The organism is Pseudomonas nicosulfuronedens (assembly GCF_005877905.1).
In the GTDB taxonomy this organism is placed as follows: domain Bacteria; phylum Pseudomonadota; class Gammaproteobacteria; order Pseudomonadales; family Pseudomonadaceae; genus Pseudomonas; species Pseudomonas nicosulfuronedens.
The window spans coordinates 21,423-45,632 of the sequence record NZ_SWDV01000013.1; the positions used below are offsets into that span (position 1 = coordinate 21,423).

Here is a 24,210-nt window from a genome sequence, read left to right on the forward strand (position 1 = left end):
CCTTTGGCCGGTGCTCCGGCGCCTGGGCTCCGGCTATTTTTCTCCAACCCCTTGAATTGGTTCGGGAAGCCCCCATCTCGCTGACATCGGCCGCATGACGCGGCATTTGTCATCCTCGGAGCGAGAAACAATGAGCGCGGAGACTCAAAAAGAAACACTGGGCTTCCAGACCGAAGTGAAGCAGCTGCTTCACCTGATGATTCATTCCCTGTATTCGAACAAGGAAATCTTCCTTCGCGAACTGATTTCCAACGCTTCCGACGCCGCCGACAAGCTGCGTTTCGAAGCCCTGGCCAAGCCGGAGCTGCTCGAAGGCGGCGCCGAGCTGAAAATCCGTGTGAGCTTCGACAAGGACGCCAAGACCGTCACCCTCGAAGACAACGGCATCGGCATGAGCCGCGAGGAAGTCATCGCGCACCTGGGCACCATCGCCAAGTCCGGCACCGCCGACTTCCTGAAGAATCTCTCGGGTGACCAGAAGAAGGATTCCCACCTGATCGGCCAGTTCGGCGTGGGCTTCTACAGTGCCTTCATCGTTGCCGACAAGGTCGACGTGTTCACCCGCCGCGCCGGTGCTCCGGCCAGCGAGGGCGTGCACTGGTCGTCGAAAGGCGAGGGCGAGTTCGATGTATCGAGCATCGACAAGGCCGAGCGCGGCACCCGTATCGTCCTGCACCTGAAGGACGGCGAGGACGAGTTCGCCGACGGCTGGCGCCTGCGCAACATCGTCAAGAAGTACTCCGACCACATCGCGCTGCCCATCGAGTTGCCGAAAGAGTCGGTTGGCGAAGAGGCCCCGGCCGAGACCGAGTGGGAAGTGGTCAACCGTGCCAGCGCCCTTTGGACCCGTCCGCGCACCGAGGTGAAGGACGAGGAGTACCAGGAGTTCTACAAGCACATCGCCCATGACTTCGAGAACCCGCTGACCTGGAGCCACAACAAGGTCGAGGGCAAGCTCGAGTACACCTCGCTGCTCTACGTACCGGCCCGCGCGCCGTTCGACCTGTACCACCGCGAGGCCCCACGCGGCCTGAAACTGTACGTGCAGCGCGTGTTCATCATGGACCAGGCCGACCAGTTCCTGCCGCTGTACCTGCGCTTCATCAAGGGCGTGGTGGACTCCAACGACCTGTCGCTGAACGTCTCCCGCGAGATCCTGCAGTCCGGCCCCATCGTCGATTCGATGAAGTCCGCGCTGACCAAGCGCTCCCTGGACATGCTGGAGAAGCTGGCGAGCAACGACGCCGAGGCCTACAAGGGCTTCTGGAAGAACTTCGGCCAGGTGCTGAAGGAAGGCCCGGCCGAGGACTTCGCCAACAAGGACAAGATCGCCGGCCTGCTGCGTTTCTCTTCCACCAGCGACGAGAGCGGCGAGCAGAGCGTTTCCCTGGCCGACTACATCGGTCGCCTGAAGGAAGGCCAGGACAAGATCTACTACCTCACCGGCGAAAGCTTCGCCCAGGTGAAGAACAGCCCGCACCTGGAAGTCTTCCGCAAGAAAGGCATCGAAGTGCTGCTGCTCACCGACCGCATCGACGAGTGGCTGATGAGCTACCTGCCGGAGTTCGACGGCAAGCAGCTGGTCGACGTCGCCCGTGGTGACCTGGACCTGGGCAGCCTGGACTCCGAAGAGGACAAGAAGGCCCAGGAAGAGATCGCCAAGGCCAAAGAGGGCCTGGCCGAGCGCCTGAAGGCCGCGCTGGGCGATGAAGTCGCCGAGGTGCGCGTGTCCCATCGCCTGACCGATTCGCCGGCGATCCTCGCCATCGGCGAACAGGACCTGGGCCTGCAGATGCGGCAGATCCTCGAGGCCAGCGGGCAGAAGGTGCCGGAAGCCAAGCCGATCTTCGAATTCAACCCGGCCCACCCGCTGATCGAGAAGCTCGACGCGGAAGCCGACGAAGACCGCTTCGGCGAGCTGACCCACATCCTCTTCGACCAGGCCGCCCTGGCCGCGGGGGACAGCCTGAAGGACCCGGCCGCCTATGTGCGCCGCCTGAACAAGCTGCTGGTGGAGCTTTCCGCCTGAGTCCTGTGAAGGCTTGAACAAACGCCACGATTTCAGTGCTGAAGTCGTGGCGTTTTTCATTGCACAGGCATGTCAAAGACCCCATGCAAGGATAGGCCGATGCAACCGATGGATTGCTTGGCAAGCTGACTCGGCGCGGACACGAGCTTCTGCGCCCCAAGGGAGAGTGGAATGACGCAACCTGCCGGTAGAACCACGGGAGCCTTCGAGGGCTTCGATCTTGAAGGCTTCTGGGACGATGGCGACTATTCGACCAGCCACTACACCGAGCCTGCGCCCAGCGACGAACTGATTGCGCAGATCGAGGCGGAGTGCGGCTATCGACTACCGGATGCCTACGTGGAGCTGGCGCGCCTGCGCAATGGTGGGGGCGTCGAGCGCTGCTGCTACCCGATGACCGAGCCAACGGGCTGGGCCGAGGACCACATCGCGATCAGCGGCCTCTACGCCATCGGGCGCACTGCCACCTATTCGCTGTGCGGTGATCTCGGCTCCGCGTTCATGCGTGCCGAGTGGGGCTATCCCGACATCGGCATCGCCATTGCCAATACCCCCAGTGCCGGGCACGAACTGGTCATGCTCGACTACCGCGATTGCGGGCCGCAGGGTGAGCCGCGGGTCGTCCATGTCGACCAGGAAGCCGACTACGCGATTACCGAGGTCGCGCCGGACTTCGCGACCTTCATTCGCGGGCTGGTCAGTGAAGACGAGTTCAACGACGACGAGGAAACCCTTGAAGCCGACCTCGCCACGGTGCAGCGCGGCACGCTGTCGCCCATCCTGCGTCGCGCACTGGATGCAGCGGCGGCCGAACTGCCCGATGGCGAGCGGAGCATCCGGCGCCTGGCCGAGCGAATCGTGCGCGCCAAGGGCTTCTTCGCCCTGCATGCCGACGCGGATTCGCATCTGATGTACGACGCCATGTTCTGGCTGTTCTCCCATCTCAAGCTCGCCGAGTCGTACGAGGACTTCCATGACTGCTCCCGGGAGCAGAGCGACTACCGGCGCCCGTGCTACACGCTGATGCTGACCACCCGCTATGTGACCGATCCTTACGGATTCTGCACGGGCGGCTATGCCCCCGGTTTTCTGAGTGACTGGTGGGACGCGCGGCTCGCCGCCGGCAGCATCGTTCACGCCGGTGGTGGTTACCGCTTCGATGCGCACTACGCCGCCCGACTGGTTCGTAGCTTGCTGGCGATCGACGAGCCGTCATGACAGCCACCCGGTATGTTCTGCGTGTCGGCAACTGCGGAGAGTAAGGATGCCCTCAGAGAAGAAGTTCGACTGGAAAGCCCTTGAAGACGTCGCCGTGGGCCAGGTCGTGAACGCGGTGCGGAAGATTCGCCAAACCTGTCCGGACGAGACCGTCTACGGCGCGATGTTTCACGAGTTCTACGGCGATGGTTCGGTGCTCTATTGGCCGATGGTGACGGTCGGTACCGAGGAGGTCCTGGCCCGGGTGGCCACAGACTACGGCGATGAGAGCGAGGACTTGCGCTGGTCCGGCCCGGATCTGGGCCAGTACGCCGATGACCATGGCTTCGAGCCGGGCGACGAGCAGGACCAGTGGGCGACGCAGTGCGCCGAGTTCGCGCAAGCCACCGCCAAGGGCAGCTTCAGCGCCTGGGAGGCGGTCTATGAACGCTTCCTGCACTGTTTCCCCCGGGCGGCCAAGCGGGCTCGTGCTCAGTTGCTCAAGGAAGGTCTGGTCGACAAGCACTTCATCGTCGTCGCCACGGATGAAGCCGGTGAGCTGGTGCCGCTCAGCCTGACTCGCGCACAGCTGCTGCGCCACTTCCCGATGTACGACGAGGCTGAACGCGAGCGTGCCCGCATCGCTGCATTGCCGCTGACGGAGCGGATCGCAGAGGTGGTGTCGCAAGCCGTGCGGGCCGCTCCGCCTGGACCGCTGCTTGGCGAGTACGACGCACTCGCCCGCGTTCTGGGCGAAGCAGCCGTACCGGCCCTGCTCGATGTGGTTGCCGGGCGCAGCGCTGGCGAAGCATGGCAGGCAAGCATGCTGCTTGCCGAGATCAACCACTCGAGTCCCGACGTCATCAGCACGCTTGAGGCTACCCTGTGCAACGCGGCGGCCAGCGAGAGCGAGCGGGCCTGGGCCGCATCAGCTCTGGCACGACTCGAGCGCATGGACCTGATTGCCGCGCATCTGAGCGAGCTGCCCAGCGAGGTGGCTGCGCGTGGGCTCAGCGCTCCCTATCGCTCCTTCCGCGATCGTGGCAAGCACCGCCCCCTTGACTACCGCCCACTCGAAGCAGTGCTGGCGCAGTACCCGGATATGGCGCCAGCTGTCGCCGAGGCCTTGGCGCCCGGCTGTGGCTTCTGCACGCTCGAGGCCGACGAAGTGGAGGCCGCGCAACAGGGTTTGACGTCGAAGTGGGCCTTCATCCGCGAACATGCCCGCGATGTGCTGGAGGAGTTCGAGCAGCGATGATGCTCGGCAATTCACAGCGATATGTGCTCGTCAGCATCTACTGAAAGGGGGCAGGGGCGGTTGCTTGTCTTCCGCTGGCCCTGATTGGATTTTCTGTCGAATCCCGAGATCGTTGGTTAAGGTTACTCTCGGTTCGACAGGCTTCTCCGGCATTTACTAGAGGAATACCCGAATGAGTCAGATCAGCGTGCAACCTGTGGCCTACAGCCTCGATGGCGTGGCTTTCGAAGGCCAACTGGTGTTCGATGCTGCCAGCACCGCTTCGCGGCCCGGCCTGCTGATGGCGCCCAACTGGATGGGCGTCAGCCAGGGCGCAGTGGACATCGCCCGCAAGGTCGCCGAGCGCGGCTATGTGGTGCTGGTCGCCGATCTCTATGGCAAGGACGTCCGGCCCAATGGCCCGGAGCAGGCCGGCGCCGCCATGATGCCGCTGAAGAACGACCGTGCGTTGCTGCGCAAGCGTATGCAGCTTTCGCTCAAGACCCTGCTTGACCAGGCCGACAAGGCGCCGATCGATACCGCGAAACTCGCCACCTTCGGCTTCTGCTTCGGCGGCTGCTGTGCCCTGGAGCTGGCCCGTGACGGTGCTCCATTGGCCGCCGCCGTGTCTTTCCATGGCACCCTGGATACGCCGAATCCGGCCGATGCGCAGAACATCAAGGGCTCGGTGCTGGTCCTCGACGGCGCCATCGACCCCTTCGTGCCGCGAGAGCAACTGACCGAGTTCGCCAGGGAAATGATCGACGCCAAGGTTGACTGGGCCCTGACCAGCTACGGCGGCGCCGCGCATTCCTTCACCGATCCGCATGCGCAGATCCCAGGCAAGATGCAGTACGACGCCAAGGTGGCGCGCCGCGCCTTCGCTGCGATGTTCGATCTGCTGGACGAGCGCTTCGACGCCTGAGCGGGTCGGGGGGGAGGGTATCGCGCCGCTCCCCCGTGCCGGACTCAACGCAGCTTGGCCACCTTGAACTCCAGGTCCGGCCAGGCTGGCAGGCCGGCAAAGTCCTCCCGCAGATAGCGTGCCAGCGCGATGATCTGCTCGTTGTTCAGACTATTGCGGAAAGCCGGCATGTAGCCCAGCTCCGGCCGCGCCGGATGGCCGATGCCGTCCAGGATCACCCGCAGCAGATTGTCCGGCGCAGCCGCATACAGGTTGTTGCTCACCGCCAGCGACGGTCGCACCCCATTGAGCTTCGGGCTGTCGCCGTCATGGTGGCAGACCATGCAGGCGCCATTGAATATCCGCCCACCGCTGCCACTGACGGGTTGTAGCGTGCCGTAGGTGCGCTGCTCCAGTTCGACGGCGCGTTTCTCTGGTGAGAAGTCGCCGACCTGTTCCGGAAGGAAGGTCGCGAGGTAGCGCGCCATGGCCTGCAGGTCCGCGTCCGGTTGCTGGGTGAGCCCGGTGGCCACCGGCGCCATCGGGCCGGCGGCGGCGCCGTGGTAGCGCGAGTAACCGTTGCGCAGGTAGTCGTACAGGGTTGCCTGGGTCCATGGGACGGCGGGCTTGCTGTCACCATTGAGCGGCGGGACCTGCCAGCCGTCCACGGTCGCGCCGGCGAAGCGATGCTTGCCGGTACGTTCGGCACCCAAGGCGTTGCGAGGTGAGTGGCAGGCACTGCAATGGCCCAGCCCTTCCACCAGATAGGCGCCGCGATTCCAGGCCGCATCACGCTGCGGCTGGGGCTGGAAAGGGCCCTTGTCGAAGAACAGGAAGTTCCATCCCGCCATGATCTGGCGCTGGTCGTAGGGGAAGGGCAGGCGGTCGTCCGGGGTATCTGCCTCGACGGCCGGGCGGCTCATCAGGTAGGCATAGAGGTCGCGCAGGTCCTCGTCGTCGACTCGGGTGAAGGCGGTGTAGGGGAAGGCGGGGTAGAGGTAGTCGCCCTCGCGTGAGACGCCTTCCCGCATGGCGCGCTTGAAGGCCTCGAAGGACCAGACGCCAAGACCGGTCTCGCGATCCGGGGTGAGGTTGGAGGTGTAGAGCGTGCCGAACGGCGTCACCATGGCGCGGCCGCCCGTCAGCGGCGTGCCACCCTCGCGGGTGTGGCAGACCGCACAATCACCCAGGGCCGCCAGTTGTCGCCCGCGGGCGATGGATTCGACACTGAAACTGTCGGGGTCAGGTGGGTCGATCGGCGCAATGCGCGGTTGCCAGGAGACGGCAAGGCCCACTGCAACGAGAGCGGCCAGCCCACCGATGACGGCCAGAGAGAGGTTCTTCATGCGGAATGGTTCTCCTGCAGTGCGGCACGAACTCGCTCTGGTGTGAACGGCGGGCGAGTGAAACGCACACCGGTGGCGTCGTGCAGCGCATTGGCGATGGCGGCGGCGCTGGGCACCGAGGTGGATTCGCCGGCTCCCAGCGGCGGGGTGCCGGGACGGTCGAGCAGGAGCGCGGTGATCTTCGGTACCTGCGGGAATCCGAGGATCGGGTAGCCGCCCCATTCGAGGCTGGTGACGCCGCTGCGATCAAAGGTCGCGTACTCCAGCAGAGCCCGGCTGGTGGCCTGGATCACGTTGCCGTGGACCTGGTGGCGCACGCCGTCGGGGTTGACCATCTGCCCGCAGTCTTGCGCTACGTGGACGTCGGTCACGCGGACCGCGCCGGTGTGCGGCTCGACCTCGACGTCCACTATCCAGGCGGCCCAGGCCGAACCGAACCCCGGGAAATCGCTGTGGAAATAGCGTGCGTAGGCGAAGCCGCGGCCGACCAGCAGGTTGCCCTGGCGCGCCTGCGGGTTGGGGGAGATGCGCGGCTGCCAGTGGGCGGAAGCAGCCAGCGCCTTGATCAGCGCAATGGCGCGCTCATCGTGCAGGTAGCGCAGGCGGAACTCGATGGGGTCGGCGCCGGCCATCTGCGCCAGTTCGTCGATATAGGATTCGTGGGCGAAGACGTTGGGCAAGGCCGACACGCCGCGCATCCAGGACGCCCGGACGATGGGAGCTGCGTCGTTGCATACCACGCGCAGGTGTGGGTAGGCGTATTGCGGCACGGCGGTGCGATCACCCATCCGCGTCACCTGGGGCTTCGCATCTACCCGCGAGGTGAGCAGCAACGCCAGGTTGATGCCGTTGTTGGAGGGGTAGCAGGTGGCGAAGTCGTAGGCGGCCACGTTGCCGTCCTTGTCCAGTCCGCCACGGACATCGATCAGTTGCGCCGAGCCCTTGGGTTCCCAGCCATGCTCCTGTTCGCGCATCAGCTGCACTCGTACCGGCTGGCCCACAGCCACGGCCAGCAGGGCAGCATCGGCGGCCACGTCGTCGGCACAATTGCGGCCATAGCAACCGGAGGCTTCCATCCGTATGACTTCGACCTGTTCTGGCGGCATGCCCAACAGTGTTATCAGGTCGGCGCGCAGGTCGTGGGGGTTCTGGCTGCCGGACCAGACCTTCATCACGCCATCTTCGAGGTGCGCGAGTGCGCAGGACGGACCGATGGAGGCGTGCTGCTGGTAGGGCCAGACGTAGGTGCGTTGCAGCGGACGGTCGAGCTGCTTGAGAACGGCGTCCATCTGCGTGTCGTCCTGCAGCATGCGCGGCTGCTTGGGGTGGGCGCGCAGGGTCGCCGCCAGGTCGTCGAGGCCCAGGGGCGGCAGGTCGCTCCAGCCTTTCCAGCGCACCTTCAGCGCCCGAGCGATGCGAATCGCCTGCTCCTCGCGCTCGGCCACCACGCCGATGAAATCACCGATCACCAGCAGGCGGACGAAGCCGGGCAAATGGGCCACGGATTGTTCGTCGACTTCCAGCAGGCTTCGGCCCACGGGAGCGTTGACGTCGGCGCCGGTGTAGGGCGGGCGCACCACGCGGCCGTGGAGCATGCCCGGCAGACGCATGTCGTGCACGTAGGTCAGCCCTCCGGTGACCTTGGCAGGGATGTCCAGGCGCGGCACCGAATGGCCGACCACCTGGTATGTGCTGTGGGGTTTGAGCGGCGCGCTGGCATCGATCTTCAGCTCGAAGCGTTGCCCTTGCAGCAACTCGCCATAGCCGATGCGGCGGGCCGGTTTGCGTTTGACGAAGATGGCACCGTCGGCGCAGTCGAGTTGGCGGATGTCGATCTTCAGGGCCTGCGCCGCACGCTGCATCAGGAACTCCCGCGCTTCGGCCGCAGCACGGCGCAGGGGAATGGCGCTGACCTGGATGCTGGAGCTGGCGATGGTTGGCCCCTGGTTGGGGGTGTAGCGGGTATCGCCGAGCAGCAGGGTCACCTGCCGGATGTCGACATTCAGCTCTTCCGCGACGATCTGGCTCAGGGCGGTGCGGATGCCGGTTCCGAGGTCGACATGGCCGCAGGCCGCGGTGATGGTGCCGTTGCCGGCGATGGCGATGAAGCTGTCGACCTGATCGAGCGGCAGCGTGGCGTCGGTGCCCTGTGCGAGCAACGGACGCGGCAACTGGACACTGACCAGCAGCACCCCGCCGGCCTTGAGGAAGTTGCGACGGCTGAGTGGAGTCATGCCGGATTCCCCTCTGCGTCATCACTGCTTCTGCCGGCAGCCCTGCGCACGGCGTTGAGGATTTCGATATGCGTACCGCAGCGGCAGAGGTTGTAGGCCAGTTCCTGGCGAATCTCGTCGTCGCTCGGGTTGGGGGTGCGGGCGAGCAGGGCGGCGCTGGTCATGACCATGCCGTTGGTGCAGTAGCCGCACTGCGCGGCCTGCTCGTCGATGAAGGCCTGCTGGACCGGGTGCGGGGCATCCAGCGTGCCGAGGCCCTCCAGGGTGGTGACCTGGCGCCCCAGGGCTGCGGAGACCGGCGTGATGCAGGATCGGGTAGCGACGCCATCGAGGTGGACGGTGCAGGCGCCGCACTCTCCCAGGCCGCAGCCGAACTTGGGGCCGTTGAGCTGCAGGTCATTGCGCAGGACGTACAGCAGGGGCGTATCGGTTGCCACGGCAAGCGGCCAGGACTGGCCGTTGACGACCAGCGAGAGGGGATCAGCCATGGGGGACTCCTTCCAGAGAGTGTCATGCCCGACACCCTGACTATGGCCGGGTGTAGGGAAAAGGAAGGAAGTCTTCGGGAGCAGCGTGACGCCAGCTAGGGCGAGCAGGCCGAAAGGGCGGTAGGAATCAGGTGATAGGGACGCAGGTACTGCGCCCCGTCAGGGTTCAGCGTCAGACACTGCCAGCAGGGGCCGTGGCGGGTTGGTCGGCGCGGTAGCCGCGTGCGCCGAACCAGATGATGTACAGGTAGCACACCAGCGGCACGGCGAAGGAGGGCAGCAGGCCGATGCGGTCGGCGAAGAAGGCCTGCACCAGCGGCATCAGGGCGCCGCCGACGATGGCCATGCAGAGCAGGCCGGAGCCCTTGCTGGTGAGGTTGCCCAGGCCTTCCAGGGCGAGGGAGAAGATGGTCGGGAACATGATCGAGTTGAACAGGCCGATCAGGATCAGCGCCCACATCGCCACATGCCCGCCGACGCTCAGCGCGATGCCGATCAGCACGGCGATGACCACGGCGTTGAAGGCCAGCAGGCGGTTCGGCGCGATGGCGCGCATCAGGGCGCTGCCGATGAAGCGGCCGACCATGGCGCCGCCCCAGTAGAACGACAGGTACTTGCCGGCCTGGTCCGCCGGCAGCCCGGCGATGTCCGGCTGGCCCATCAGGCTGACCAGGTAGCTGCCGATGGACACTTCGGCGCCGACGTAGCAGAAGATCGCGATGACCCCGAAGATCAGGTGGCGGTGGGCGAAGATCGACTGGCGTCCGGCCACACCGTCGGTGGGTTCGCCGTGGTGGATCTTTGGCAGGCGGAACAGGGCGATCAGCACCGCGATGGCGAACAGCAGGCCAGCCAGGACCAGGTAGGGTGCCTTCACCGAGTCCGCTTCGCTGGCGGCGGAGCTGCCGATCTGCGAGGCGGCACCGGCGCCAATGGCGAGTATGGTCACCGAGCCCACCAGCGGGCCGACGGTGGTGCCCAGGGCGTTGAACGCCTGGGTCAGGTTCAGCCGGCTGGCGGCGGTGGCCGCCGGGCCGAGTATGTTCACGTAGGGGTTGGCTGCGACCTGCAGGAGGGTGATGCCCGAGGCGAGGATGAACAGCGCGGCGAGGAAGAACGGGTAGGACTGCGCGCCGGCCGCCGGGTAGAACAACAGGCAGCCGATACCCGCGGTGGCCAGGCCGACGATGATGCCGCTCTTGTAGCCGACCTTCTCCACCAGCCGTCCGGCGGGGAAGGACATGATGAAGTAGGCGCCGAAGAAGCAGAACTGCACCAGAGAGGCCTGGACATAGGACAGCGTGAACACTGCCTTGAGGTGCGGCACGAGGATGTCGTTCAGCGAGGTGATCAGGCCCCACATGAAGAACAGCAGGGTCAGTACGGTGAGGGCGCTGGTGTGGCGGTTGGTGGTCGACTGGTCCATCACGGACTCCTTGGGCCAGAAGTAGCGGGCTTGCCGTCGGCAAGGGTTCGGGGCACGCGATGCTGCGGCAAGCCGCTGCACGGGGCCTCAAGCATTCGCCGGTTTCGACAGCGGGGCGGCGATTTCTGATCGACTTCTTTGTACGGCTAGCGCGGCAATTCGATACGTTCCAGTTCGCCCGGCACCGTTGGCCAGTCGCGGGCGGCCCAGCGTTCGCGGGCGCTGTCGATCAGGCCCGGGTCGCTGGCGACGAAGTTCCAGTTCATCCGCCGGGGCCCGTCGAGCGGGTCGCCACCAATGATCACTGCATGGCAGTCGCCGCAGGCGGAGAGGGTGAAGTTTTCGCCTTCAGGCAGTACCACCAGTTGGTGCAGCGGCAGCGGCTCGTCGTCCAGCAGCGCTTCGCCTTCGATCAGGTATAGCGCGCGTTCGGGGTGCTCGTCCGGGATTGCCAGGGTCGCACCGGCACTGAGTTGCAGGTCGGCGTAAAGCGTCTTCGAGCGAACCGGCACCGGCGACTCCAGGCAGAAGCCGGCGCCGGCGATCATGCGGATACGCACGCCCAGGCTTTCGCTTTCCGGCAGGCTGGCGCTGGCGTGGTGGCTGTAGCTGGGCTCGCAGCCTTCCAGCTCGCGCGGCAGCGCCAGCCATACTTGCAGGCCGTGCAGGCGCGAGCCGCTGTGCAGCAGATCGGCCGGGGTCCGCTCGACGTGGGCGACGCCACGCCCGGCGGTCATCCAGCTGACGTCGCCGGGCAGCACGAGTTGGTCCGAGCCGAGGCTGTCCTTGTGCTGAACCTGGCCTTCGAACAGGTAGGTGAGGGTGGACAGGCCGATGTGCGGATGCTGGCGGATGTCCATGCCATGCTCCGGCGCGAAGCGGCTTTCGAGCATATGGTCGAAGAACACGAAGGGCCCGACGCTGCGGCGCTGTGCCGAGGGCAGGGGGCGCAGGATGGGCACGCCCTCGACGTCTTCGGCGCGTGGGCGGATGGTCAGCAGGCTGTCGCTCATGATGGTGTCCAGTGGTCCGATCCACGCATGATAGACGCTTGGCGCCCGGCCGACCCGCACGGCGTCAAGCTGTCATCAGGCTGTCACGGCGATGTCATAGCCTCGCGCGGACCCCAACAAGGAGCGCGACATGTCCATTTCCCGCCTGCCAGCAGTCCTGGCTCTCTCCCTGGCTTCCGCCTTCGCTTCCTCGGCCTTTGCCGAAGTGCGCGTCAACGGCCCGGTCGAGTACGGCGTCTTCGTCAGCAACTACAAGGACTATCAGCCGGGCGAGCGCGTGCTCACGCGCAGCGAGCAGGAGATCGAAGCCACGACCCGTGTGCCGGCCAAGCTGGGCACCAAGTTCGGCATGCGCTACCAGCTCAGCGGCAAGCAGGAAGGCGACGCCCCGCTGACCTTGCTGTACTTCACTCCCGGCGTGGTAACCCCGGACGGCCAGCGTCACGACAAGTTCGAGGTCGTACAGAAGCTGGTGGTGGGCGCGCCCACCGACGTGATGGCCTATCAGTTCACCGAGAATCACGAGGTGGTGCAGGGCCAGTGGCGCTTCATGGTGTTCCAGGGCGACCGCCTGCTGGCGGAGAAGACCTTCACCGTCGAGTAAGTCTCGCGGTCAGAAATCCCCGTACGAACTCGCTATACGAAAGAGCCCGGCCATGTGCCGGGCTTTTCTTTGCCTGTTGAAAGGCACGGATTACATCCTTTCCATTGGCAGGGGAGAAACAGTTTGTTACTTTGCCTGCACGATAGTCCCAACTCCCGGCATGCAAGCAGAAGAGGAGAGGGGGCCAAAGCGCCCGCAAGCGCTCTGGCAGGAGTGTTACTGCACGGTAGCCCGGCTTGTCCGAGGCCACCGGCAGCCGAGAAACGAATAAGAACAGCACCGGCCGCAACGACCGGAGCGATAAATCTTGGCCATGGAGGTAATGCTGTCTATGAACAGTCGATTGGGTGCGCGTTCGTCCATTTTCTGGGCGCCGCGGCGGGCGGGGGCGTTGATGGGACTCTTGCCGCTGTTGGTGGCGGGGTCGGCCCAGGCCCTGGAGTTCAAGCTGGCCGAGAACGAGATCACCGGCTCGCTGGACAGCACGCTGTCCTACGGCGCCATGTGGCGGGTACAGGGCCGCGACAAGAACAACATCAGCGACATCAACGCCGACGACGGCAACCGCAACTTCGATACCGGCCTGGTTTCCCAGGTCTTCAAGCTCACCTCCGACCTGTCGGCCAAGTACCAGAACTATGGCCTGTTCATGCGTGGCACTGCCTATTACGACACGCAGATCATGGACAAGCGCAACGACTACTACAGCACCACCAACGGCGTGGAGCGTCCCAGTCAGTCGTACCCGCAGGACGATCATTTCACCGACGACACCCGCCACATTGCCGGGCGCAAGGCCGAGCTGCTGGATGCCTACCTGTCCGGTAGCTGGGACGTCGACGAGCATCCGCTGACCGGCCGCGTCGGTCGCCAGGTGCTGAACTGGGGCGAGGGCGTGTTCTACCGGGGCGGGGTCAACACCATCAACCCGGTCGACGCCGCGCGCTTCCACCTGCCGGGCTCGGAACTCAAGGAAGTGCTGGTGCCGGTGGAGGCGCTGAGCTTCAACCTTGGCCTCACCGACGACCTGTCCATGGAGGCCTTCTACCAATGGAAGTGGAAGGAAACCCGCCTGGACTCGGTGGGTACCTACTTCTCCGACACCGACCTGTTCAGCGACGGCGGTGAAACGGCCTACACCACCGAAACCGACCCGCTGATCAAGGAGCTGCTGGCCGGCTACCCGACCGTCGCTTCCCTCGGTCTGCTCGGCAATGGTCCCCATGGTCCCAATGCCTTCCTCGATCCGAACACCGGCACCTTCAAGGTGGCCAACGTCGGCAAGGACATCGAGGCTCGCGACGACGGCCAATTCGGCGTCGCCTTCCGCTACATCGCCGAGGAACTCAACTCCACCGAGTTCGGCTTCTACTTCGTCAACTACCACGCCAAGGAGCCCCAGGTCGCTGTCGATCTGCGCAACTACCAGGGCGTGGACGTCGACGCACTGAACAACCTGCTCGGTCCGCTGGGCCTGGGCGAAGCGGTGCCAGGCCTGGCCACGCTGGACATGGCCAGCAACGCCGAAGCCCGTCGTGACTATGTCGAAGACATCCGCATGTACGGCTTCAGCTTCAACACCACCCTGGGCGATGCCTCGGTGTCCGGCGAGATCGCCTACCGGCCGAACATGCCCATCAGCATCTCGGCGACCGACGACCTGCTCGGCGACCTGCTGACCCAGGGCGTGCTGGGCCAGACCAACCTCTACGACGGCAATGTCGCCGCTGGCCAGGCCTGCGCCGAAGTGGCCGGCAAGCAGCTGTGCCGTGGCAGCCTGTTCGAGAACTATGAGCGCGCCGAGACCTACAACATCTCGTTGTCGACCATCTACAACTTCGGCCCGCACCTCACCTTCGACTCCATGACCGGCGTGGCGGAACTGGCCTCCGAGCACATCCGCGGCAGCAGCCTGAAGTACACCGCCTGGGACGGCACAGAGCGCAAGTTCGTCGGCGCCCAGGACAAGGCCTACGTCGGCGGCAACGACGACGATGTGCAGATCAGCCGCGACAGCTACGGCTACACCCTGCTGCTCACCGGTAGCTGGAACGACGTCTACGCTGGGGTGAAGCTTTCGCCCTACGCCGTCTACCAGGAGGACTTCAGCGGCAACTCCGACCGCACCGGCAACTTCATCGAAGGCCGCAAGGCCTACACCCTCGGTATCGACGCCAGCTACCTGAACACCTTCGAGGTCGGCACCCAGTACACCAACTACTACGGCGCCGGCTCCAGCAACTCCATGCGTGACCGTGACAACGTCTCGATCACCGCGAAATACTCGTTCTGATCCGGAGAGAACCATGTACAAGAAGAGTTCCCTGATCGCCCTTGCCACGCTGGCGGCCCTGGCCGTCACCGATGCGCGTGCAGCGGTTTCGGCCGACCAGGCCGCCCAGTTGAAGAGCAGCCTCACCCCCATGGGCGCGGAAAAGGCCGGCAATGCCGCCGGCAGCATTCCTGCCTGGAGTGGTGGCCTGACGTCGGCGCCTGCCGGCTACAAGGGACCGGGCGCGCACCACGTCGATCCTTATGCCGGCGAGAAGCCCAAGTTCGTCATCACCAAGGCCAACCTTGACCAGTACAAGGGCAACCTGACACCGGGGCAGATCGCGCTGTTCAACGCTTACCCCGATACCTACCAGATGCCGGTCTATGAGACCCACCGCAGCGGTTCGGCGCCGCAGTGGATCTACGACAACATCTACAAGAACGCCACCAGCGCCAAGCTGGTGGAGGGCGGCAACGGCTTCTCCGATGCCTATGGCGGCGTACCGTTCCCGATTCCGCAGAGCGGCGTGGAGGCGGTGTGGAACCACATCGCCCGCTACCGTGGCACCTACATCGTGCGCCGCTCGTCCCAGGCCGGTGTGCAGCGCAATGGCGCGTACTCGCTGGTGACCTCCCAGGACGAGGCGCTGTTCCGCTTCTACGACCCCAAGGGCAGCTTCGAGAAGCTCGGCAACACCATGTTCTACTACATGACCTTCACCACCGCCCCAGCCCGTCTGGCCGGTAACGGAGCACTGGTGCAGGAGACCCTCGACCAGGTCAAGGAACCGCGCCAGGCCTGGGGCTACAACCCCGGCCAGCGCCGCGTGCGCCGCGCCCCTACGCTGGCGTACGACACCCCGATCGAAGACTCCGATGGCCTGCGCACCGCCGACGACACCGACATGTACAACGGTGCGCCGGACCGCTACGACTGGACCCTGGTGGGCAAGAAGGAAATCTACATTCCTTACAACAACTACCAGATCACCAGCCCGGAGGTTAAGTACAAGGACCTGCTCACGCCCGGCCACGTCAATCCCAAGTACACCCGTTACGAGCTGCACCGTGTGTGGGTCGTGGATGGCAAGCTGAAACCCGGAGCACGGCACATCTACTCGCGCCGTACCCTGTACCTCGACGAGGACAGCTGGGGTGCCGCCGTGGTGGACCAGTACGACGGCCGTGGTGAGCTGTGGCGTGTGTCGCTGGCGTACCTGAAGAGCTTCTACGAGCAGCCGATGGTGTGGACCGCGCTGGACACCTTCCATGACCTCCAGGCACACCGCTATAGCATCCAGTGGCTGGACAACGAGGAGCCCGGCACCGCCGACTTCAGCCAGCCGGCGCCGGACGATTCAAACTTCAGCCCGTCGGCGCTGCGCCGCAAGGCATCGCGCTGAGTTCGCCCTGATAGGACAAAGGCCCCGCAAGGGGCCTTTTCTTTTTCTGTCCCGGGTTCGCGAGCAAGCTCGCTCCTACGAAAAACGCAGTGGCATACCTGTAGGCGCGAGGGGGACGCCTAGTCCTTGCTCGCGAACCGCCGCCTGCCCCCAGAAACCGTTTCACGCCATCGGCGGCAACCGCCGCTTCACCGGGCTCTTCTTGACGATGGCGGTGTTGGTTTCGGCGAAGCCATTGAGGTGGTCGAGTATCTCGTCCAACTGCTCCATGGAGCGCACGCACATCCGCGCGTAGAAGCAGTCCTCACCGGTGACCTTGTCGCACTCGGTGAACTCGGGGATCGCCAGGATCTGTTTCTCTACTTCCTGCAGTTTTCCCGGCAGCGGGCGAACCCGGACGATGGCCTGCAACTGGTAGCCAAAGGCGCGTGGATCGACATTTACCGTGTAGCCGGTAATCACCTGGCGCTCTTCCAGCTTGCGCAGCCGCTCGGCAACGCTGGGCGAGCTCAGGCCGCTGACTTGCGCCAGTGCCTTGAGGGACAGGCGCGAGTCATCCATCAGCGCGGCAATCAGCAACTGGTCGATTTCATCGGTCATCTTGGCCTCGAAAGGTGAAGTCGGGTAATTGCCTTGATAGTAAAGGTGATGGCCGAGATTTGCCTGCGCCAGGCGATGGAGTGCACGAATCCGCCTGTTCATACTGGTCGCCAACGAGTGGAGGTGAGCCATGAACGAGCAGATCAAACGCGGCACCCTGGAGATGATCAGCGCCATGCTGATCTGCGGCACCATCGGCTGGTTGGTGGTGGTCTCGGGTCAACCGGTGCTGGACGTGGTGTTCTGGCGCTGTGTGTTCGGCGCCGCGACGCTCCTGGCGATCTGCGCGGCCATGGGCTTACTGCGCCCCGGTATTCTCACCCCCGCCACGTTCGGCCTGGCGCTGCTCAGTGGCGCAGCTATCGTCGGCAACTGGGTGCTGCTGTTCGGCTCCTATTCGCGAGCATCCATTGCCATCGGTACGGCGGTCTACAACGTGCAGCCGTTCCTGCTGGTGTTGCTGGGCGCGCTGTTCCTCGGCGAGAAAGTGACGGCGCAGAAACTCGTCTGGTTGGGCGTTTCCTTCGTCGGGATGCTGGCGATCGTCAGCGCGCACGGCGAGGCAGGGCAGGTGGGTAGCGACTATCTGGGCGGCATCGCCCTCGCTCTGGGTGCGGCTGCCCTGTATGCACTGGCGGCGCTGATCATCAAGCGTCTGACCGGCGTGCCGCCGCACCTGATCGCGCTGATCCAGGCGGTGACCGGTGTCCTGCTGCTGGCGCCCTGGGCGAACCTGTCGCCGTTGCCGCAGGCCACCAGCGCGTGGGCCAGCCTGGCGACCCTGGGGATCGTGCACACCGGCATCATGTATGTGCTGCTCTATGGCGCGATCCAGAAGCTGCCGACGGCGCTGACCGGCGCACTGTCGTTCATCTACCCGATCGCCGCGATCTTCGTCGACTGGTTCGCCTTCGGCCACCGCCTGACCCCGTTGCAATGGTTGGGTGTGGTCGCCATCCTGTTGGCCGCCGCCGGCATGCAGCGTGGCTGGAGCCTGAACCTGCGACGCCTGGCCTGGCGCTGAAATCCGTGCTTGCCTGACAATGCCGGGGAACCTGTGCCGCTGCGCACCGGTCCTGTAGGCGGACTTCAAGCAAGGAACGGACTATGACTGCGGCTGCCCTGACGGCGGATTCATTCAGCCTGAAAAGGCCATCATCACGATTCATTCAGCTGCTGGGTGCGGCTGCGCTACTGGCGCTGGCCGGCTGCGGAACCCGTGCACCCAGCGTGCCGGAGCCGACGCCGGACGAGGTGCGCGGCACGTTGGCCAAGCTGATTCCCGCTGGCGCGTCCGACCGCCAGGGCTGGGCGAAGGACATCCAGGTCGCCTTCACCACCCAGCGCATTCCGGCAACCACCGAGAACCTCTGCTCGGTGGTGGCGATCACCGAGCAGGAGTCCAACTTCAAGGCTGATCCGTCTGTGCCAGGGCTGGGCAAGATCGCCCGCGCCGAGATCGATCGGCGTGCAAGCAAGGTGCATGTGCCGGGTTTCCTCATCGATACCGCGCTGGCACTGAAATCGCCGAACGGCCGCACCTACAGCCAACGCCTGGCGAGTGCGAAAACCGAGCGGGAGCTTAGCGCGATCTTCGATGACTTCATCGGCGGCGTACCGCTGGGGCAGCAGCTGTTCGGCCGCTTCAACCCGGTGCACACCGGTGGGCCGATGCAGGTCAGCATCGAGTTCGCCCAGGCACATGCCGAAGGCTATCCGTATCCGGTGGACGGCAGTATTCGCCGCGAAGTGTTCAGCCGCCGTGGCGGCATGTACTTCGGCATCGCCCACCTGCTGGGCTACCCGGTGAACTACCCGCGCCAGCTCTACCGCTTCGCCGACTTCAACGCCGGCTGGTACGCCAGCCGCAACGCGGCGTTCCAGCGTGTGGTGGCGGATCTCACCGGCATCACCCTGGCACTGGACGGGGACGTGATCCTTTACGGCAGTTACGACGCCGGCAGCACCGAGAAGGCGGTGCGCACCCTGGGGCCGAAGCTGGGCATGAGCGAGCGGGAAATCCGTCGTGACCTGGAACTGGGTGACAAACCGGAGTTCACCAAGTCGGAGCTCTACACCAAGGTCTTCGCGCTGGCCGAACGTTCCGCGGGCAAGTCGATGCCGCGGGCGATGCTGCCGGGCATCACGCTGCACAGCCCGAAGATCACCCGCCAGCTCACCACTGCCTGGTTCGCCCAGCGCGTGGACGAGCGTTACCAACGTTGCCTGGGGCGCGCGCCGAAGAACTGAATCAGTCGCCCTCGGCGGGCTGACAGATGCCGTTTGCGCCTTTGGGCCCGGTATAGGAAACGGTGGCGCTGCCGTCGTCATTGAGGCTGATGGAGACGGTTACGCCTTCGCCCTTGGCCTCGATGTACTTGTCGTTCTTCTGTTTGATCTTGGCTTCCTTGCCATTGATGTAGATGGGCCCGCCCTCGTCGGTGTGGACCTGGACATCGTTCGGGCAGTCGTAGTTGAGCATGGGGATGGCGGCAACAGCGGGCTGCACGGCGATCAGCAACAACGAAGCGATCAGTAGCGGTTTCATGGCGTCTCCCGGACGGGTACGAGCGCGGTGCAAGGCCGCGCGGACTCCCACAGCTTAGTGCAGACGCCGCCGTACGCTACAGCGGGAGAGGGCGCAGGCGTGCGGCCGGCTCCGGTTCGGTGCCGCGCAGGACGAGGCGGGTGATGGTCATCGCCGCTGCTTCGAAGTCATCGGCGGCGGGCTGCGCCTTGCCGGTGATCATCGCGATCTGCCAATCGAAATCGACGTAGGTGCGGGTGGCGGCCCAGATACTCAGCAGCAGGTGCTGCGGGTCCACCGGGGCGAGCAGGCCGCGGTCGATCCAGGCGGCGATGCACTCGACGTTGCGGCGCGATTCCGCGCGCAGGCGCTGCAGCCATTCCGACGGCAGATGCGGCGCCCCGTGGAGCATCTCGCTGGCGAATACCTTGTAGGCGTGCGGCCATTGGCGGGCGATGTGCAGGCGCGCGCGGATGTGCGCAGGCAGCGCCCAGGCAGGATCGTCGCACTCGCGCAGCAGGGCTGAGGCCTCCAGTACTGCATCCACTACGTTCTCCAGCAGGCGCAGGTAAAGGTTCTCCTTACTCTGGAAGTAGTAGTAGACGTTGGACTTGGGCAGCTCGGCGCGGCTGGCGATGTCCTGGGTCTTGGCGGCGGTGAAGCCTTTCTCGGCGAACTCTTCGCCAGCGGCCAGCAGGATGCGCTGGCGGTTGCGGTCACGGATGCTGAGGGCAGGACGCTTTCGGCGGCGCGTCGGGGTAGGCGCGGTCTGGGGCATGGGAAAACATCGGGGCAGTGAAACGAAGGATCAGAATATAACTTTCTATATAGCGATTGCCCACCCACTGGACGCACTGGCGGATGGCCATTTATCCGCCAGTAGATTGAACCTGCCATATGACGAATCTGTCAGAGCCAGTCTGAAACCTGGGAAGGGCCTGAAATGCTGTTCGTAGTCATGCTGGGCGGACGCCATCCGCGTGCCCGGATCGAAGTCCACGATGTGGCCTTCGTCATCGGCGACAACCTGAAGTCCACTTATGCGCAACTGCGCGAGGCCTGGTTCGGCAGCCCGGACGGCCTGCACATCGACTCCTGGCTGGAGGTGGATGGCGTCGAGGCCTATCGTGTCGAGTTCAGCGAGGCGATGCCGGCTCCGGGCGAGCAGCGGCTGTTCTTCGTCAACCTGGGCGGCTACGAGCTGGGCAGTTTCGGCGAGGCGCACCAATATGTGCTGGTGGCCGCGCGCGACGCCGCCGACGCGAAGGTACGCGCCAAGCGCCGCATGCCGCGCAGCTGGGACAAGGCGCACACCGACGCGGTGATCGACGTCGACGACTGCATCGCCATCGACCAGGTCGGCGGGCGCTACGTGCACCTGGTGGAGGGCGAGAGCCGCGGCATCGTGCAGCGCAGCGACTACATCGTGTTGTGAGCCTTCATGGTACTGACACGGCCCTGTCATAAAGCCTGACGTATAAGGGGCGCATTGCCGACCCCGTGCCGAGGTAAAGATGACCGAGAAACGCCGAGTCCTGTTCGTCTGCGTCGCCAATGACGCCCGCTCGCCGATGGCCGAGGCGCTGCTGCGGCACACCGATGGCGAGCACTTCGAAGCCTTCAGCGCGGGTATCCGTCCGACCGCCATCGACCCCCGCGCGCGCAACGTACTGGAGCACGCCGGGATATCCGTCGAAGGCCTGCGCAGCAAGTCCATCGACGAATTCCGCGGCCAGCATTTCGATTACCTGATCGACCTGTGCGACAAGTCCACCGACGAGGGCGACGAGCTGCCGACTTCCAGCGAGGTGATCGTGTGGAACTTCGTCGACCCGGCCCACAGCGAGCAGCACGACCCGTTCCGCCACACCCTGCAGGAAATCAGCGACCGCCTGAAACTCTTCGAAATGGTGAAGAACCGCGACTGAGGTTTCCGGCGATGACAAAGCAAAAAGCCCGCATGGAGGCGGGCTTTTTGCTTTGTAGGCCACAGGATTCGCCGTTGCCTGGGGAGGATTGGCGGCGGATTCCTGTAGAGATGGGGCGCTGGTCCTTCAGCGCAAGGGCATTCTGGCCGCCCCGCATGACAGAGCGGTGACCGCCTCGTGAACAGGTGATGGCAATGGGTAGGCAACCCTTTATCACTCGGCGGCATGAGCACTATCGATCCCGACAAGTGGTCAGGCGGGGAGTGCCTCGCTAGAGTCACGCTCAAAGTCATGTCCGCGGCGTTGCATGCTGGCGCCTGCGTGACCCGAATCGGAGTGCCTATGAAGTCCCTGTCAGATATTGCCTTCTCCATGCTCGACCTGGTGCCCGTGCGCGACCAGGGCACTGCCGCCGAGGCGTTGAACAATGCCGTTGCAGTTGCCCGGCACGTCGAGCGCCTGGGCTTTACCCGCTACTGGCTGGCGGAGCACCACAACATGGACGGCATCGCCAGTTCGGCCACCGCCGTACTGATCGGCCACATCGCCGGCAAGACCGAGCGCATCCGCGTCGGCTCCGGTGGGGTGATGCTGCCCAACCACCCACCGCTGGTGGTGGCGGAGAACTTCGGTACCCTGGAAACACTTTATCCTGGCCGCATCGATCTGGGCCTGGGCCGCGCGCCCGGCGCTGACCAGGCGACCATGCGCGCGCTGCGTCGTGATCGACTGGGCGATGGCGCAGACTTCCCCGAGCAGGTTGACGAGCTGGAAATGCTCCTCGGCCCGCGCCGTTCCCAGCAGTCGCTGCTGGCGATTCCGGGGGAGGGCACCAACGTGCCGATCTGGCTTCTGGGCTCCAGCCTGTTCAGTGCGCATCTGGCGGCGCAGAAGGGCCTGCCCTACGCCTTCGCCTCGCACTTCGCGCCGCGCTACCTGCACGACGCGCTACGCATCTACCGCGAGAACTTCCAGCCCTCGGCGGTGCTCGACAAGCCCTATGCCATGATTGGCGTGCCGCTGGTAGCCGCGCCGACCGACGAGGAAGCCGAATACCTGGCGACCACCGCCTTCCAGCGTGTGCTGGCGCTGATCCGTGGCGACAGCCTCAAGCAAAAGCCGCCCGTGAAGAGCATGGCTGGCCTGTGGCTGCCCCATGAGCAGGATGCCGTGGGCAATTTCTTCGGCCTGGCGGTGATCGGCGGTCCGGAAAAGGTGCGCAGCCGTCTGGAAATCCTGCTGGAGCAGACCGGCGTGGACGAGATCATCTTCACCAGCGACATCTACGACCATGAGCTGCGCCTACGCTCGCTGGAGATCGTTGCCGGCCTGCGTGGATAGACGTTCTTCGTAGGATGGTGTGGAGCGAAGCGATACCCATCGCAATCGTTCGGAAACGGCTGATGGTTATCGCAGGCTCCAGCCATCCTACGCAAGGGCAGCGCCTCAGGCCTGCTCGTCGTCCTTCTTCTTCAGCAGGTCCGCCAGCCCGGCCAGCCCCTTGTGGGTGACCTTCGGCCCTTTTGCGCCTGCATCGTTGCTGTTCTGGTAATGCAGGTCGACCTGCCGCTGGTGTTCGTTGTCGTGGCAGAACAGGCACAGCAGTTCCCAGTTGGAGCCATCCTCGGGGTTGTTGTCGTGGTTGTGGTCACGGTGGTGGACGGTCAGTTCGCGCAGGCGCACGCCGCTGAACTCGCGAGCGCAGCGGCCGCAGATCCAGGGGTACATCTTCAGGGCTTTTTCGCGGTAGCTGGTTTCGCGGCGGCGCTGGGCTTCGGCGAGGACGGCATCGACTTTACTGGTGGGCTGGTTCATGGCTCGTGGCAGAGGTGCGGAATCGGACCTTCAGCATAAGTCCGCTACCGCGCGCTGGCTACGGCCGGGGCATGTCCGGGCGCGACCAGATCCACAGATTGCCAACCGCCATGCCGAGGATCACCGCGTACAGCCAGAGGCCGTGGGGCAGGGTGATCAGCATGATCGCCAGGGCGGCGAGCATCGCCAGGCTGGCGCTGATCTTGGCGCGGCGGGCGACGGCGCGGCCGTTGCGCCAGTTGTGCAGGATGGGTCCGAACAGCCGGTGGTTCTCCAGCCAGGCAGACAGCCGCGGAGAACTCTTTGACGCGGCCCAGGCGGCGAGCAGGACGAACTCGGTGGTCGGCAACCCCGGCACCACCAATCCCACCATGCCTACTCCGAGGCTGGTATAAGCCAGCAACGCAAACGCCAGTCGGGCCAGCCGCGAACGCGCGGGGCCGAAGGGATTGGCGCGCGCCGCATTGGCAGGCGCGCGCTCGAGAGCGTCAGACGGCGGCGGGAGCACTGTCGTAGCTGTGTTGCAGCAGGTGGGAGAAGCGCTCGAAAGCAGCGATGGCGCCGGCTTCGGCTTCACGCTCTTCGGCCTCGCTCAGCTCCAGGGCATCGAGGGTACGGGTGAAGCGTTTCCAACCCTCGGCACGGCCGCCTTCGGGCTCGCCCAGGTGGCGCGCGCCAGTGTTCTCGTCCAGGCCCATCGCGGCGACGCGCTTGATCAGGAAGGCAGCGCCGAGCTTGGAGCCTTCGGAAACGAACAGCCAGCCCAGGGCATGGGCCAGGCTCGGTTTATCGACGGCGCCGGCAACCGGGGCGGGCACTTCGGTGTCGAGGTCGGCCAGGTCCAGGCGGGCCTGTTCGGCGCGGCAGCGTTGGGGCAGGTCAGGGAAGATCTTGCCCAGCTCGGCGTCCTGGTACAGGGCCTGCAACTCGGACTGGAACAGGTACTGGGCGACCACGAAGCGGGCGAAACGCTCGCGGCTGGAGAAGGGCTCGTGGGCCTTCACAGCGTGGTCGAGACGCTCGTGGGGGGCGTGGGTCAGCGCGTTCAGGCGCTGCGAGCGCAGGGCGGGGAGTTCCAGGGTGGTCATGTCCAATTCCTTGAAATTACAGGGCTTTACAGACGAGACGAATCAGCGTTGGGAAAGCGTAAAGATTGTCGGATGTTCAATGGGTGATGCCGGAGCG

General features: G+C 65.0%; 23 protein-coding genes. 12 read left to right on the forward strand and 11 right to left on the reverse strand.

Translation table 11 applies throughout. The features are described 5' to 3' along the window. Positions 1-130 precede the first annotated feature (130 nt). The 4 genes from htpG to FAS41_RS12995 all read left to right on the forward strand — a co-directional run bounded on the left by htpG (position 131) and on the right by FAS41_RS12995 (position 5,388). A complete protein-coding gene (gene htpG / locus FAS41_RS12980) occupies positions 131-2,029 on the forward strand; it encodes a molecular chaperone HtpG (RefSeq protein ID WP_138522803.1) in 1,899 nt (632 codons plus the stop codon). Positions 2,030-2,200: 171 nt separating this feature from the next. Further along, positions 2,201-3,247: an SMI1/KNR4 family protein gene (locus FAS41_RS12985; protein WP_138522805.1), complete on the forward strand. Its 1,047-nt coding sequence runs from the start codon at positions 2,201-2,203 to the stop codon at positions 3,245-3,247. 46 nt (positions 3,248-3,293) lie between these two features. Next, positions 3,294-4,484, forward strand: a complete 1,191-nt coding sequence (locus tag FAS41_RS12990) for a DUF4303 domain-containing protein (RefSeq protein WP_138522807.1) — start codon at positions 3,294-3,296, stop codon at positions 4,482-4,484. Between the two features lie 172 nt (positions 4,485-4,656). Beyond that, the gene (locus FAS41_RS12995; protein ID WP_138522809.1) at positions 4,657-5,388 is read left to right on the forward strand and encodes a dienelactone hydrolase family protein; all 732 of its coding nucleotides are present in this window, start codon (positions 4,657-4,659) and stop codon (positions 5,386-5,388) included. A gap of 44 nt (positions 5,389-5,432) precedes the next feature. On the opposite strand, the gene FAS41_RS13000 is transcribed toward FAS41_RS12995, so the two are convergent. The 5 genes from FAS41_RS13000 to FAS41_RS13020 form a co-directional block, all read right to left on the reverse strand. Beyond that, a complete protein-coding gene (locus FAS41_RS13000; protein WP_138522811.1) occupies positions 5,433-6,713 on the reverse strand; it encodes a cytochrome c in 1,281 nt (426 codons plus the stop codon). Continuing rightward, a complete protein-coding gene (locus FAS41_RS13005; RefSeq protein WP_138522813.1) occupies positions 6,710-8,947 on the reverse strand; it encodes a xanthine dehydrogenase family protein molybdopterin-binding subunit in 2,238 nt (745 codons plus the stop codon). Before FAS41_RS13005 ends, FAS41_RS13000 begins: the two co-directional genes overlap by 4 nt. Beyond that, complete coding sequence (locus FAS41_RS13010; protein ID WP_138522815.1) at positions 8,944-9,435, reverse strand: (2Fe-2S)-binding protein; 492 nt, start codon at positions 9,433-9,435, stop codon at positions 8,944-8,946. Before FAS41_RS13010 ends, FAS41_RS13005 begins: the two co-directional genes overlap by 4 nt. Positions 9,436-9,607: 172 nt before the next feature. After that, entirely contained in the window at positions 9,608-10,861 is a 1,254-nt protein-coding gene (locus FAS41_RS13015; protein WP_138522817.1) for a sugar MFS transporter, read from the reverse strand. A gap of 146 nt (positions 10,862-11,007) precedes the next feature. Beyond that, positions 11,008-11,874, reverse strand: coding sequence for a pirin family protein (locus FAS41_RS13020; protein ID WP_138522819.1), 867 nt, complete (start codon positions 11,872-11,874; stop codon positions 11,008-11,010). A 130-nt stretch (positions 11,875-12,004) separates the two neighbouring features. Between FAS41_RS13020 and FAS41_RS13025 the strand changes: the two genes are divergently transcribed. The 3 genes from FAS41_RS13025 (at position 12,005) to FAS41_RS13035 (ending at position 16,155) form a co-directional block, all read left to right on the forward strand. Then, positions 12,005-12,478 (forward strand): DUF3859 domain-containing protein, encoded by a 474-nt coding sequence (locus FAS41_RS13025; protein ID WP_138522821.1) that lies wholly within the window; start codon positions 12,005-12,007, stop codon positions 12,476-12,478. Positions 12,479-12,809: 331 nt separating this feature from the next. After that, the gene (locus FAS41_RS13030) at positions 12,810-14,771 is read left to right on the forward strand and encodes a DUF1302 domain-containing protein (RefSeq protein ID WP_138522823.1); all 1,962 of its coding nucleotides are present in this window, start codon (positions 12,810-12,812) and stop codon (positions 14,769-14,771) included. A gap of 13 nt (positions 14,772-14,784) precedes the next feature. Then, complete coding sequence (locus tag FAS41_RS13035) at positions 14,785-16,155, forward strand: DUF1329 domain-containing protein (RefSeq protein WP_138522825.1); 1,371 nt, start codon at positions 14,785-14,787, stop codon at positions 16,153-16,155. Positions 16,156-16,317: 162 nt separating this feature from the next. On the opposite strand, the gene FAS41_RS13040 is transcribed toward FAS41_RS13035, so the two are convergent. After that, a complete protein-coding gene (locus FAS41_RS13040; RefSeq protein WP_138522827.1) occupies positions 16,318-16,755 on the reverse strand; it encodes an Lrp/AsnC family transcriptional regulator in 438 nt (145 codons plus the stop codon). A 130-nt stretch (positions 16,756-16,885) separates the two neighbouring features. Between FAS41_RS13040 and FAS41_RS13045 the strand changes: the two genes are divergently transcribed. Next, positions 16,886-17,779 (forward strand): DMT family transporter, encoded by an 894-nt coding sequence (locus tag FAS41_RS13045; protein ID WP_138522829.1) that lies wholly within the window; start codon positions 16,886-16,888, stop codon positions 17,777-17,779. Between the two features lie 152 nt (positions 17,780-17,931). Further along, positions 17,932-19,005 carry a DUF1615 domain-containing protein gene (locus tag FAS41_RS13050; RefSeq protein ID WP_246084872.1) on the forward strand — a complete coding sequence of 358 codons (1,074 nt, stop codon included), beginning with the start codon at positions 17,932-17,934 and terminating at the stop codon, positions 19,003-19,005. Position 19,006: 1 nt separating this feature from the next. Here FAS41_RS13050 and FAS41_RS13055 read toward each other — a convergent pair whose 3' ends face one another. Together FAS41_RS13055 and FAS41_RS13060 are read right to left on the reverse strand one after the other, a co-directional pair. Continuing rightward, positions 19,007-19,303: a hypothetical protein gene (locus FAS41_RS13055; protein ID WP_138522831.1), complete on the reverse strand. Its 297-nt coding sequence runs from the start codon at positions 19,301-19,303 to the stop codon at positions 19,007-19,009. A 76-nt stretch (positions 19,304-19,379) separates the two neighbouring features. After that, the gene (locus FAS41_RS13060; protein WP_138522833.1) at positions 19,380-20,060 is read right to left on the reverse strand and encodes a TetR/AcrR family transcriptional regulator; all 681 of its coding nucleotides are present in this window, start codon (positions 20,058-20,060) and stop codon (positions 19,380-19,382) included. A gap of 165 nt (positions 20,061-20,225) precedes the next feature. Here FAS41_RS13060 and FAS41_RS13065 point away from each other — a divergent pair, with 165 nt between their 5' ends. The 3 genes from FAS41_RS13065 (at position 20,226) to FAS41_RS13075 (ending at position 22,551) form a co-directional block, all read left to right on the forward strand. Further along, on the forward strand, positions 20,226-20,717 hold the full coding sequence (locus FAS41_RS13065) for a DUF1543 domain-containing protein (RefSeq protein ID WP_138522835.1): 492 nt from the start codon (positions 20,226-20,228) through the stop codon (positions 20,715-20,717). Positions 20,718-20,796: 79 nt separating this feature from the next. Beyond that, positions 20,797-21,210, forward strand: a complete 414-nt coding sequence (locus tag FAS41_RS13070; RefSeq protein WP_138522837.1) for an arsenate reductase ArsC — start codon at positions 20,797-20,799, stop codon at positions 21,208-21,210. A gap of 342 nt (positions 21,211-21,552) precedes the next feature. Then, positions 21,553-22,551, forward strand: a complete 999-nt coding sequence (locus FAS41_RS13075; RefSeq protein ID WP_138522839.1) for an LLM class flavin-dependent oxidoreductase — start codon at positions 21,553-21,555, stop codon at positions 22,549-22,551. Between the two features lie 105 nt (positions 22,552-22,656). Here FAS41_RS13075 and FAS41_RS13080 read toward each other — a convergent pair whose 3' ends face one another. The 3 genes from FAS41_RS13080 to FAS41_RS13090 form a co-directional block, all read right to left on the reverse strand. Then, entirely contained in the window at positions 22,657-23,025 is a 369-nt protein-coding gene (locus FAS41_RS13080) for a YajD family HNH nuclease (protein ID WP_138522841.1), read from the reverse strand. Between the two features lie 58 nt (positions 23,026-23,083). Continuing rightward, positions 23,084-23,449 (reverse strand): YbaN family protein, encoded by a 366-nt coding sequence (locus FAS41_RS13085; protein WP_280055861.1) that lies wholly within the window; start codon positions 23,447-23,449, stop codon positions 23,084-23,086. A gap of 64 nt (positions 23,450-23,513) precedes the next feature. Further along, positions 23,514-24,113 (reverse strand): biliverdin-producing heme oxygenase, encoded by a 600-nt coding sequence (locus FAS41_RS13090; protein ID WP_138522845.1) that lies wholly within the window; start codon positions 24,111-24,113, stop codon positions 23,514-23,516. Between the last annotated feature and the right edge of the window lie 97 nt (positions 24,114-24,210).